The organism is Caballeronia sp. INDeC2 (genome assembly GCF_023631325.1).
GTDB lineage: Bacteria > Pseudomonadota > Gammaproteobacteria > Burkholderiales > Burkholderiaceae > Caballeronia.
In genome coordinates, this window is the sequence record NZ_JALQDG010000027.1 from 53,105 (window position 1) to 65,088 (window position 11,984).

An 11,984-nucleotide genomic window follows, 5' to 3' on the forward strand; every position below is an offset into this window, starting at 1 on the left:
AAGGCACCAGCGTTGTTTCTGATATACAAGATGCAAAATATGTTGCGTACTGCTGCAATGCAGCATATACTGAGGGCTCTTGAGTGATTTGACTGGAGCCTGAGATGAGCATCGCCCTGTTGGTTGTTGTCGGATTCGCGCTGGTTGCCGTGGGTGTGGGTGTTACGTTTATGATTGCGTCAGCGGTGCCGCAGAGCATGCTGCAGCGCGCACAGGATCACGGTCGGTTTGCCGGTCTCGCGGCGGACGACCAAAACGGCGGTTCGGGCAAGCGTGTCGACGCTCGCCGTCCGCACTTGGGAAATCAAGCCATCAATGCCATCTGATACTCAATCCGTAGATAGGCCGGAAGTTCGCCCCGACGTTCGTCCGTCAGGGCTCACGCTTTCGCTGGAGCCGATCAATGCCACGGTTTCGCTGCGCGATCAGGCGTATGCGAAGCTGCGGCAGGCGATCGCGGAGGCGGACATCTACCGCTCGCGGGAAGAAATCCGCCTCGACGAGAAAGAGCTGACCGAGGCGCTCGGCGTCTCGCGCACGCCCATCCGCGAGGCAATGACGCTGCTCGAGCAGGAAGGCTTCCTGCGCACGGTGCCGCGCCGCGGCGTGTACATCTTGCGCAAGACCAAGCGCGAGATCGTCGAGATGATCCATATGTGGGCGGCGCTCGAGAGCATGGCGGCGCGGCTCGCGACGCAGCGCGCGACGGACGAGGAAATCGCCCACTTGCGCCACATGTTCGACAATTTCCGCGACTCGACGCCCGCCGAGCACATCGACGAGTATTCGGATGCGAACATCGCGTTCCACTCCGCGATCGTGCGTCTGTCGAAGTCGGAGATCATCTTCGAGACGATCAAGAACATCTTCGTGCACGTGCGCGCGATCCGTAAGATGACCATCTCGCAGAGCGACCGGGCGTCGCGTTCGATCGTCGATCACATGCGCATCATCGAGGCGCTGGAGAAGCGCGATACGGAACTGGTCGAGCGGCTCGTGAAGCAGCATTCGCTGGATCTGGCGGCGTTCGTCGAGGCGAATTGCGACTTTCTGGATTGATGGCGGTTTGAGGTACGAGTAATGAAAAGGCTGCGCGGTGTTTGCCGCGCAGCCTTTTTTGCGTTCGGGCTCGTTCGAGCCAGCGCGGCTAGCGTAAGGCGCGGACCATCGTCTCGCCGAGCGCGGCGGGCGAATCCGCGACGTGGATGCCCGCCGACTTCATCGCATCGATCTTCGCGCTCGCCGTGCCCGCGCCGCCCGAGATGATAGCGCCCGCGTGACCCATGCGGCGTCCCGGCGGCGCGGTCGTCCCGGCGATGAAGCCCACCACCGGTTTTTTCGTCTTCGCGTCCTCGAGGAATCGCGCGGCTTCCTCTTCCGCCGATCCGCCTATCTCCCCAATCATGATGATGCCCTCGGTGGCGTCGTCTTCGAGAAAAAGCGCAAGGCAGTCGATGAAGTTCGTCCCGTTCACCGGATCGCCGCCGATGCCGATGCAAGTCGTCTGCCCGAGCCCGGCGGCGGTCGTCTGCGCGACGGCCTCATATGTGAGCGTGCCCGAACGCGACACGACGCCGATCTTCCCCGGCCGATGAATATGCCCCGGCATGATGCCGATCTTGCATTGCCCCGGCGTGATGACGCCCGGGCAGTTCGGGCCGACGAGCCGGCTGTTCGAGCCGGCGAGCGCGCGCTTGACGCGCAGCATGTCGAGCACCGGAATGCCTTCCGTGATGCAGACGATGAACGGCACCTGCGCGTCGATGGCTTCGAGGATCGCATCGGCGGCGAAGGGCGGCGGCACATAGATGACGGATGCGTCGGCGCCGGTTTTGGCGACCGCATCGGCCACGGTGTCGAACACGGGCAGGTCCAGATGCGTCGTGCCGCCTTTGCCGGGCGTCACGCCGCCGGCCATGCGCGTGCCGTACGCGATCGCCTGCTCAGAGTGAAACGTGCCCTGCGCGCCGGTGAAGCCTTGGCAGATGACTTTCGTATCTTTACTGATCAAGACGCTCATGTCGTGGTCCTTTTATCGAGCGACTGCGCTGACGATCTTGTCGGCAGCATCGGCGAGATTGTCGGCGGGGATGATCGTGAGGCCGGAGGTGCGCAGGATTTCGCGGCCCTCATCGACATTCGTGCCGGCGAGGCGCACGACGAGCGGCACGCGCAGGTCGATTTCGCGCGCCGCCGCGACTACGCCTTGCGCGATCACGTCGCAACGCATGATCCCGCCGAAGATGTTGACGAGGATTCCCTGCACCTTCGGGTCGCGCAGGATCAGCTTGAACGCGGTGGCCACGCGCTCTTGCGTCGCGCCGCCGCCGACATCGAGGAAGTTGGCCGGCTCGCCGCCGTATAGCTTGATGATGTCCATCGTGGCCATAGCGAGACCCGCGCCGTTCACCATGCAGCCGATGTTGCCGTCGAGCTTCACGTAGTTCAGGCCGTGCTTCGCCGCTTCGATTTCGGCGGGATCTTCCTCGTCCTCGTCGCGCAGCTCTTCGATGTCGGGATGGCGATAGAGCGCGTTGTCGTCGAAATTGAGCTTGGCATCGAGCGCCATCACGTCGCCGGAGCCGGTCACGACGAGCGGATTCACTTCGACGATGGACGCGTCGAGATCGACGAACGCCTGATACAGCGCGGTGATGAATTTCGACGCCGCGCCGACTTGCTTGCCGCTCAAACCGAGTCCGAATGCGATCTGGCGCGTGTGGAAGGGTTGCAGCCCGGTCGCCGGATCGATCGCGACCTTGAGGATCTTCTCCGGCGTGCGGTGCGCGACTTCCTCGATTTCCATGCCGCCTTCCGTAGACGCCATGATCGTGATGCGCGACGTGGCGCGATCGACCAGCATGCCGAGATACAGCTCACGCGCGATATCGCAGCCTTCCTCGACATAAAGACGCTTCACTTCCTTGCCCGCCGGCCCGGTCTGCTTCGTCACGAGCACCGAAGCGAGCATCTTTTGCGCGTTCTCGCGCACCTCGTCGACCGTCTTCACGACGCGCACGCCGCCTTTACCGTTCGGATCGTTCGAAAAGCGTCCCGCGCCGCGGCCGCCCGCGTGAATTTGCGACTTCACTACCCAGACGGGTCCGCCGATCGCGCGCGCCGCGTCGGCGGCTTCCCGCGCGGAAAAGGCGACGCGGCCCTCTGGAACCGCGACGCCGTACTTTCGCAGCAGCGTCTTCGCCTGATATTCGTGGATGTTCATTGCGTCTCCTGATGTTCTCAGATCGGATGCGCGCCACTTCGTGCACGATGAAATACTGTATATCAGATTTCACCACGAGAAAAACTTTTCGGGCGTTCACCCCGACGTTAAACGGTTCTTTGAGGAATTCCGCCCTAGCGCAGCGATTGACGCGATGCAACATAGATAGCCGCGAGCGAGAGGAACCGAAAGCGTTCCAGCCGATCATGCAGCGCATCAAAGGGTTTTTGCCGATCAGTCTACAGTTGACTAATACTGTGTGTGGAATATTGTATATCACGTGAACGATGGATCTCGGCGTTGGCGCAGCATTGGAGATTGACGGGCTAACCGACCTCAAGAAAGCAGTACCCTGTAATTTCGCAACGGTGCGTTGTCCATGACTTCCTTATGGAAACAGCGAACCGCTTCGGCAACAGCCCCGCGATGAACCGGATCCGCTACGGCACGCTTAAAAGCGTGGCAACGTCGGCAATCTGCTGCCGGATGTACCGCGTCCGGCACGACGGCGCAGACGATGTACCAATAAACGTGAACCTATAAACGTCGAACGAAAGACTTTGGGAGACAAGCCATGACGGTGAACACTTCGGGCAAGGCGCTAGACGGCGTGCGCATTCTCGATTTCACGCACGTTCAATCCGGCCCGACCTGCACGCAGCTGCTCGCGTGGTTCGGGGCCGATGTCATCAAGGTGGAGCGCGCGGGCGCGGGCGACATCACGCGGGAGCAACTACGCGACATTCCCGACGCCGACAGCCTCTACTTCACGATGCTCAACCACAACAAGCGCTCGATCACCATCGACACCAAGAATCCCGAAGGGAAGAAGGTGCTCGAGACGCTCGTGAAGAAATGCGACGTGCTCGTCGAGAACTTCGCGCCGGGCGCGCTCGATCGCATGGGCTTCACGTGGGAGCGCATCCAGGAGTTGAATCCGCGGATGATCGTCGCGTCGGTCAAGGGCTTCGGCCCGGGACCGTATGAGGATTGCAAGGTCTACGAAAACGTCGCGCAATGCGCGGGCGGCGCGGCCTCGACGACCGGTTTCGACGACGGTCCGCCGACGGTCTCCGGCGCGCAGATCGGCGATTCCGGCACGGGTCTGCATCTCGCCCTCGGCATCGTCACCGCGCTGTATCAGCGCAACACGAGCGGACGCGGCCAGAAAGTGCTCGCCGCAATGCAGGACGGCGTGCTCAACCTCTGCCGCGTGAAGCTGCGCGACCAGCAACGGCTTGAGCGCACCGGCGTGATGAAGGAGTATCCGCAGTACCCGAACGGCTCGTTCGGCGAAGCGGTGCCACGCGCGGGCAACGCGTCGGGCGGCGGCCAGCCGGGCTGGATTCTGAAGTGCAAGGGCTGGGAAACCGATCCGAACGCGTACATCTACTTCATCACGCAGGCGCCGGTATGGGGCGAAATCTGCAAGGTGATCGGCAAGGAAGAATGGATCGACCACCCCGACTACAAGACGCCGAACGCGCGCCTGCCGCATCTGAAGGACATCTTCGACGAAATCGAGCGCTGGACGATGTCGAAGACCAAATTCCAGGCAATGGAAATCCTCAACAAGCACGACATCCCGTGCGGCCCGATCCTCTCGATGAAGGAGATCGCCGAAGAGCCGTCGCTGCGCAAGACCGGGACTGTCGTCGAAGTGGATCATCCGGTGCGCGGCAAATATCTCACGGTCGGCAATCCGATCAAATTGTCCGACAGCCCGACGGAGGTCGTGCGTTCGCCGCTGCTCGGCGAGCATACGGACGAGGTCATGGCCGAACTCGGCTATACGCCAGACCAGGTCGCCACGCTGAGAAATCTCGGCGCGATCTGATCGTCGTATCGCTGACGGGCGATGTCCGACGGCGCTCGTCGCGAAGCACAAGCGGGCTCGCGGCGCGGGTCCGATCCGATGTAAGGAGGAGGGGACGAGAGCGCGGGCCACGTACGCCCGCGCTCCTTCACTAGGAGACAGATTTGACACACTGGATTCGTTTTCGCGATGCAGGCGGCAGCATCGGTTTCGGCACGCTCGATCAGCACTCGGGCCGCGTCGTGCAGCACGACGGCGCGATCTTCGACCGCCCGCGCCCGACCGACATCTCCTTTGCCGCCGACGATCTCACGCTGCTCGCGCCTTGCCAGCCGAGCAAGGTCATCGCGCTGTGGAACAACTACTACGCGCTGTCGCAGAAGCTCGATAAAGCGCCGCCGCAGCATCCGCTCTTTCTGATCAAGCCGCCGATGTCGGTGATCGGGCCGAACGAGTCGATTCGCCGGCCGAAGAGCTATCAAGGCAAGATCGCGTATGAAGGCGAACTGGGCATCGTGATCGGCAAGACGGTGAACGGGGCGTCGGTCGAAGAAGCGGAGGCCGCGATCTTCGGCTATACGTGCGTGAACGACGTCACCGCGATCGAACTGCTTCAGGAAGATCCCAACTTCGCGCAATGGTGCCGCTCGAAGGGCTTCGATACGTTCACGTGCCTCGGGCCCGCGATTGTCACGCCGGGTAACGGCTTCGACTGGCGCGCCGCGAACGTCGTCACGACGCTCGAAGGCGTCGAGCGGCAGAACTATCCGCTCGACGACATGATCTTCTCGCCTGCCCAGCAAGTGAGCATGCTGTCGCAAGACATGACGCTCGTGCCGGGCGACGTGATCGCGTGCGGCACGTCGATCGGCGTCGGCTCGATCAAGGACGGCGCGCGCGTGGATGTGTCGATCGCGGGCATCGGCACGCTGTCGAACGTGCTGGCCGCCTGAAGGAGCGACGCATGTCCGATGCTCTGGCCGGCGCGCTCTGCGTGCTCGCGGCGCTGTCGGCAGGCTCGTCGATGCGCGGGGCGCGTTCGCGTGCGTTGGGAGAAGCGGGCGCGGTGCTGATCCTGGCGGCCGGTGCGAGCGGCGCGGCAGCCGCCATCGCGCCGACGGCCGCCGCGCTTTTGCTTGCCGCCGTCGCGGGATTCGCCGGATATCGATCCGGCCTAAGCGCGTCGAGTGCATCGATGCGCGCGCTGCTCGCGACGATCGCGTTCGTGGCATGGGTGCTGCCGGGTGCGAATGGCGCGCAAGCGGTGCTGGCGGGCGGCGCGATCGCGGCGCTGGGTCATCTGATCTTCAAGCGCGCGAGCCGCGAACGCATGACCTTCCAGCCGCTGCATCTCGCCTGCGCGGGCGCGTGCGCGGCGCTCGCCTACGTGCTCGGCGCGCAACCGGGCGCGCTCGCGGTGGTGTCGGTCGTTGCGATGGTTGCGCTCATCGGTGCGCACTTGTCGCTCGCGTTGGGCGGCGGCGCGGGCTCGTCCGCCGCGAGCCTCTTGAGCGCAGTGGCGGCGGGCGGACTCGCCGTCGCGGCGGCGATCGGCGGCGCGCATGGCGCGCTCGTCGTGGCGGCTGTCACGATCGCCATCGGCTGCGCACGGTCATCGGCGCTCGTCGGCGTCGTGCGCGAGGCGCCATGAACGACAAAGCCGGCGCAGTCTCCCGCGCCGGCTTCATCTCGATGCTTCATGCGCGCGGCAAGCCGCGCATCAGCGCATCAACGATCACGGTTCCACAACGCGCCCAGCACGAAACCGACCGCCGCGGCGATCAGCACGCCTTGCAGCGGCTGGTTCGCGACCGCGAGGCGCACGTTGTCGACGGTCTGGCCGTAGCTCTGCTGCAAATTGCCGTACGCCTGCCGCACTTTGCCCTCGGCTTGCGTCGCTTCATCGCCCGTCAGTGCGCCGACCGTGTCCTGCACCTTGCCGACGACTTTTTGTGCCACGCCTTCCACTTGATCCTGCACCATGGTGCCTCCCTTCGGGTTGAGCGGTTTCTCGTGAGTCCGGATTCGCCGGAACGAACCTTTACAGCACGCGGCGTGCCTACCGTCGCTCAGGCCGGGCCGATCAGGCGCTCGACGGCATCGATGAGATCGTCGATCGAAAGCGGCTTGCGGCGAAACTGTGCGTGCGGATGTTCGAGCGCCGGCGCGTGGGCGGCCGCGCTCATGAGAATCACCGGCACGCCTGCGAGCCCATCGCTCGCGGCCAGTTGGCGGATCAGCTCCACGCCGTCCATGTGCGGCATCATCCAGTCGGTGATGACGAGCGCGGGCGGATTCGAGCGCGCCGAATCGAGCGCGGTGCGTCCGTTGGACGCGGTCGAGACCTCGTAGCCCTCCATTTCGAGCACGAGCCGCCACGTGGTCAGAATGTCGAATTCATCGTCGACTACGAGGATCTTTTTCATGCGCGCGCGCCGGGGTCCGACACGGAGAGCGCGGGCGCGATCGACGGGTGTCCGGACAACAGACCCGTCGGACCAATGAAGCCTTCGCTGATATGCAGGCCGCGCGAGTCGATGGTGAGACGGCGAATCGCCGAATCGTGCGAGCCTTCGCGCTGCTTGACGATCGACACCATGCGATACAGCGACGAATTCGCCTCCACGTAACGCATGAGCACGATGTTCTCCGTCATCGCGGACGCGCGCAGCGTCGTGGGCAGCCCGGCATCGCCGTAAAGCGGCAGTTCCTCGGTGAGGATGGTGGTCACGCCCGCGTCGCGCAGGCGGTGCATGAGCGCGTTGAGAAAGAGCCCGAAGCGCGCCGTGCGGTTCGCGGACTGGAAGAATCCGTCGATACCGTCGACGACGAGCCGCGACGCGTTCGAGTTCCTGACCGCGTTCAGCAACTCGAACGCGAGTTCGTCGATCGCCAGTTCGACAGCCGGATGCCAGTGAATCATGAGGCGTCCGTCCTGCACGGCCGGCGCGAGATCGATGCCGACCGACTGCGCTTTTGCAAGCAGCCGCTCGGGCGATTCGTACAGGCCGAAATACACGCCGCGCTCGCCGCGCTCCACGCCCGCCTGCAGGAATTTGAGCGAGACCAACGTCTTGCCGACGCCCGACGGTCCGACCAGCGTGGTCGTCGAGCCGCGCACGACGCCGCCGCCGAGCATCTGGTCGAAATCGGGAAACGCGAAGCCGAGTCTGCTCGTGAAGTCCGGCACGCCTCGATCGTTCGCAGGCGACGCCTCGATGCGCGGAAAGGTCACGAGGCCGTCCTCGGTGATTTTGAAAAAGTGCTTGCCGAGAAGATGATCGCGGGCGCGCAGCTTGTGGACCTCGATCTCGCGGGCGCGCCGCATGCCGGTGTTGAATCGGTTCAGCTCGATGAGCCCGTCGACCAGCGTGTGTTCCGGATGCGGTTCGTTGCCCGACAGCGGCGCGAGGATCAGCGTCGTGCAGCGCGCGGCGCTCACGAACGCCGAAAGCTCGTGGATGAACTGCGAGAGTTCGAGCTCCGTCGAGCTGAATTCGCGCGCGCTGCGAAATCCGTCGATGACCATGAAGCGCGGCCGGCTCGTCTTGATGGTCGCGGCGATCAGCGAGAGAAAGCCGGACAGGCCGTCGCGCATCAGCTCGTGATAGCCGGAAACGAAGAGCATCCGGTCGGAGATGGCGTCGGCGTTGTAGAACGAGAGACCGCGCAGATGAGACAGCAGCTTGGTATGCGATTCGGCGATCAGCGTGATGTACAGCACCATGTCGCCCTGCGCGACGCGGTGAAAGCCGATCTGCGACGACAGAATCGTTTTGCCCGCGCCCGCCATTCCTTCGATCAGATACAGGCCGCCCTCGACGAGGCCGCCTCCCAGAATCTCGTCCAGGCCCGCGACGCCGGTGGTCACGTTGCCGTCGCTGGCGGCGGGCTGCCGGGGTTGATCGGTCGAGTGCTTGTCGTCTTGAGTCATGGCATTTTCGTTTTTACTAGGCGATCCGGCATTTTTGCGAAGGCGCATTATGGCTGACTCTTGGCAAGCTGTGGCCGCCCGCTGTACCGATGAACTCCGCCGCCGTGCCTTTCCGCGCGCAGTTCCTTGCGTTTTCGAGCCCTTATCTGCGCTGCCCTTGCGACTATCGAGGCGCGCGCTGGCCGTGCTTTGCGCGTGCGAGCGGACGCCTTTGGCTCGCATTTTCCACGCCCGATCGCGCCAGCCGATGGGCGAAGTTGCCTGTCGACAAGAATTCTTTGAGAACTCTCTCATGGGCAGACAGCGCGACGGCTGTTGAAATACCGAACCATGCTGCACACAGACGCCGTGTGTTTCTTCCGGCCGCTCCTTTTCCGGCGCTCGCGCGCCCTCACTTGCCTTCTCCTTGCCATGCACCGTTCGCACTCGATTCCGGGCGCTCTTGCGCTCATTGCCAGCTTTGTCGTGTTTTTCGCCACGTCCGCCGGGCCGGTTCATGCCGTCGAGCCTTTGCCCGACGCGCGCATTCTGTCGGCCGCGCCGTTCGATTTCCGTGAAGACCGCGACATTTTCTCGCGCATGCCCGCAGAACAGGGCGATTCGCGCATCCTCAAACCGATCGAAACCGTGCGCAGCGCGAGCGAATCGCGATTGCTGCAAGAGCGCTCGAAACGACAGCCGACGACTTGAAGCCCGCGCGTTTTCATTGCGGTGGAATTAGCGATTTTCGATCGTCTGGAATCGTCGGCTTTACAGCGCCATAATCCTTTATGAGCGATGTGCTTTGCCATTACGGAAAATCGCAATGAAGCGTGTGGTGATTGCGCAAATCGTGCTGTTTGCCGCGAGTCTGCTCGTGCCGCTCCCACGAGCCTGCGCCGCCGGGGATATGCGCGCTGGCCCTTCGTCGAACGTACCGGACACGGCGACCACGACGAATGGCGATGTCGGCGAACTACGGAATCTGATTGCCGCCGGGAAGATCGTCGAATTGCGCAAGACGTCGAATGGCAGTTACGGCGCGAGTCTTTCGTATTATCCCGAGCAGATGACTTATTACGTTGTGCTGTTTCAGCAAAATAATATCTGGCGCGTGTTCAAAACACAGAATGACGGGCGCGCTGAAACGGTCTATTCGGATTTCGCGAAAACATCGACCACGCTTGCCGATGCGGAAATCAAGCGAATCAAGCTCGAAGCGGAAAAAGCGTATGCCGACAAGCAGATTTCCGCCCAGCAGGAACGCGCCAATCGGCTGCAAGCGGACCTCGATATCGCTCGCGCGCAGCAAGGCCAAGTGACGAGCTATCAGGCGGAGCAGCAGAACGCGATCCGCGAATTGCGCACCGAACAGGCCGCCGCGCAGGCGCAGCTTCGCGCGCTGCAGATCCGCGTGCAGGAATTGCAAAAGCAGTCCGACGGCGATCTCCCCGCGCCGCTCAAATAGGCGCTTTGAACACGCGTGACCGACCTCTCGATTTGGGAGTTGTCCGCTTAAGTCGCGCGAATCGTCGGGCTACAATCCCGCAGCTTTTGGATGCTCATCGATTGTCGAACGCATCCGAAATCGAATCATGAATCTGCCTGCCGCCTTTGGGGATGAACCCAGGCCTGGAAACAAGGCGCGCTTTCAGCGGCTTCGCGCTTTCAAATTGACTCGCATGTACACCAAATTGCTCACTAAAACCATTGCCGTTAGTCTTATCGCCGCTGCTGCACTGGCGGGTTGCTCCTCCACTACGGGACCGGCGTTCAATATTAGCCAGATCCAGACGACGGACGGCCAAAAGGCCTACCGCGCCGAATGCTACGGCGTTTTCGAGAACGGCGGCGCCTGCATGACCGCCGCTCAGAAGATGTGCGGCAATCAGAAGGTGAATGTGCTCCAAACGCTCGTCGGCACACAGGCATCCAACGATCCCCGCAGCGTGATCTTCAATTGCGCGGCGCCGGCACCGGCACCAGCACCGGCACAGGCGGCTCCCGCTACGCCGGCATCCGAGCCGCAGGCGGACTCCGTCAAGCCGACGACCCCCGCCAAGGCAGCGGCCCCCGCGGCGCGCAAGATCTCGCTGGACGAAAAGACCAACTTCGCCTTCGACAGCGCTGCGTTGACGCCGAAGGCGAAGGGCGTTCTGAATCAGCTCGTCGCCGAATCGCAAGGCGCGAACTTCGCATCCGTGACGGTCCAAGGCTATACGGATTCGACCGGGCCGGATGCCTATAACGTCGCTCTGTCGCAGCGTCGCGCTCAGGCCGTGCTCACGTATCTGAAAGAACGCGGCCTGCATGCCGACAATTACGCGTTGAAGGGATTCGGCAAGTCGAAGCCGATCGCGTCGAACACTACGAGCGTCGGTCGTGCGGAGAATCGTCGCGTGGAAGTCACGCTCACGCCGTAATTCGGCGAAGTACGGCGCCCGCAAAAAAGCCCGCGAACCATTTCGGTTCGCGGGCTTTTCGCTTTCATGCCAAAAAAGAGCCGGTTCAAAAGAGTGCGAGTTGCTCGCGTCCCGGGCCGCCTTCCAGCGTCAGCAAGTGACGCTTGCGCTCGACGCCGCCGGCGTAGCCGGTCAATTCCCCGTCGCCCCCGATCACGCGATGACACGGCACGATGATCGCAATCGGATTGCGGCCGTTCGCGCCGCCCACCGCCCGCGATGCGCCCGCAGGCAAGCCGAGCCGCCGCGCGAGATCGCCGTAGGTCCATGCTTCGCCGAAAGGGATCTGCCGCAGTATGTCCCAGACTTGGCGCTGAAACGGGGTGCCGTCGAGCCTCAGCGGAATCGAAAATGCCGTGCGCACGCCAGCGAAGTATTCGCCGACCTGCTCGCGCGCCTCGCCGATCACGCGCGATATGGGCGGCGTCTCGGACAACGTCATTTCCGGCAGGCCTGCGGGAAAATGCTTTTGCCCGATGAAAAACAGCCCCGTCAAACAGTCGTCGTCGGCGCGATACAGGATGTGCCCGAGCGGACTCGGGCCGACATGGCATTCGATCACTTCGATCG

14 protein-coding genes are annotated in these 11,984 nt (G+C 63.1%); 7 read left to right on the forward strand and 7 right to left on the reverse strand.

From position 1 onward, the window contains the following. The first annotated feature begins 104 nt into the window (after positions 1–104). Positions 105–326 (forward strand): hypothetical protein, encoded by a 222-nt coding sequence (locus NCS28_RS15800; protein ID WP_051079075.1) that lies wholly within the window; start codon positions 105–107, stop codon positions 324–326. Further along, positions 316–1,059, forward strand: a complete 744-nt coding sequence (locus tag NCS28_RS15805; RefSeq protein ID WP_035502489.1) for a GntR family transcriptional regulator — start codon at positions 316–318, stop codon at positions 1,057–1,059. Before NCS28_RS15800 ends, NCS28_RS15805 begins: the two co-directional genes overlap by 11 nt. A gap of 88 nt (positions 1,060–1,147) precedes the next feature. On the opposite strand, the gene sucD is transcribed toward NCS28_RS15805, so the two are convergent. Beyond that, a complete protein-coding gene (gene sucD, locus NCS28_RS15810; RefSeq protein WP_250514696.1) occupies positions 1,148–2,020 on the reverse strand; it encodes a succinate--CoA ligase subunit alpha in 873 nt (290 codons plus the stop codon). 12 nt (positions 2,021–2,032) lie between these two features. Then, positions 2,033–3,223 (reverse strand): ADP-forming succinate--CoA ligase subunit beta, encoded by a 1,191-nt coding sequence (gene sucC / locus NCS28_RS15815; protein WP_250514697.1) that lies wholly within the window; start codon positions 3,221–3,223, stop codon positions 2,033–2,035. Positions 3,224–3,797: 574 nt separating this feature from the next. Here sucC and frc point away from each other — a divergent pair. From frc to NCS28_RS15830, 3 genes are all read left to right on the forward strand, one after another. Then, positions 3,798–5,060, forward strand: coding sequence for a formyl-CoA transferase (gene frc, locus NCS28_RS15820; RefSeq protein ID WP_250514698.1), 1,263 nt, complete (start codon positions 3,798–3,800; stop codon positions 5,058–5,060). A gap of 143 nt (positions 5,061–5,203) precedes the next feature. Next, positions 5,204–5,992, forward strand: coding sequence for a fumarylacetoacetate hydrolase family protein (locus NCS28_RS15825; protein ID WP_250514699.1), 789 nt, complete (start codon positions 5,204–5,206; stop codon positions 5,990–5,992). Between the two features lie 11 nt (positions 5,993–6,003). Beyond that, a complete protein-coding gene (locus NCS28_RS15830; RefSeq protein WP_250514700.1) occupies positions 6,004–6,690 on the forward strand; it encodes a hypothetical protein in 687 nt (228 codons plus the stop codon). 77 nt (positions 6,691–6,767) lie between these two features. Here NCS28_RS15830 and NCS28_RS15835 read toward each other — a convergent pair whose 3' ends face one another. The 4 genes from NCS28_RS15835 to NCS28_RS15850 form a co-directional block, all read right to left on the reverse strand. Beyond that, positions 6,768–7,022, reverse strand: a complete 255-nt coding sequence (locus NCS28_RS15835; protein ID WP_250514701.1) for a CsbD family protein — start codon at positions 7,020–7,022, stop codon at positions 6,768–6,770. A gap of 86 nt (positions 7,023–7,108) precedes the next feature. Then, positions 7,109–7,465 carry a response regulator gene (locus NCS28_RS15840; RefSeq protein ID WP_250514702.1) on the reverse strand — a complete coding sequence of 119 codons (357 nt, stop codon included), beginning with the start codon at positions 7,463–7,465 and terminating at the stop codon, positions 7,109–7,111. Next, complete coding sequence (locus NCS28_RS15845; protein WP_250514703.1) at positions 7,462–8,973, reverse strand: ATPase domain-containing protein; 1,512 nt, start codon at positions 8,971–8,973, stop codon at positions 7,462–7,464. Before NCS28_RS15845 ends, NCS28_RS15840 begins: the two co-directional genes overlap by 4 nt. Before the next feature lie 494 nt (positions 8,974–9,467). After that, positions 9,468–9,764 (reverse strand): hypothetical protein, encoded by a 297-nt coding sequence (locus NCS28_RS15850; protein ID WP_250514704.1) that lies wholly within the window; start codon positions 9,762–9,764, stop codon positions 9,468–9,470. Positions 9,765–9,778: 14 nt separating this feature from the next. Here NCS28_RS15850 and NCS28_RS15855 point away from each other — a divergent pair, with 14 nt between their 5' ends. Both NCS28_RS15855 and NCS28_RS15860 read left to right on the forward strand, forming a co-directional pair. Further along, positions 9,779–10,420 (forward strand): DUF2968 domain-containing protein, encoded by a 642-nt coding sequence (locus tag NCS28_RS15855; RefSeq protein WP_250514705.1) that lies wholly within the window; start codon positions 9,779–9,781, stop codon positions 10,418–10,420. Positions 10,421–10,547: 127 nt separating this feature from the next. Continuing rightward, the gene (locus NCS28_RS15860) at positions 10,548–11,375 is read left to right on the forward strand and encodes an OmpA family protein (protein ID WP_250514706.1); all 828 of its coding nucleotides are present in this window, start codon (positions 10,548–10,550) and stop codon (positions 11,373–11,375) included. An 85-nt stretch (positions 11,376–11,460) separates the two neighbouring features. On the opposite strand, the gene NCS28_RS15865 is transcribed toward NCS28_RS15860, so the two are convergent. After that, positions 11,461–11,976, reverse strand: coding sequence for a methylated-DNA--[protein]-cysteine S-methyltransferase (locus NCS28_RS15865; protein ID WP_250514707.1), 516 nt, complete (start codon positions 11,974–11,976; stop codon positions 11,461–11,463). Positions 11,977–11,984: the final 8 nt, after the last annotated feature.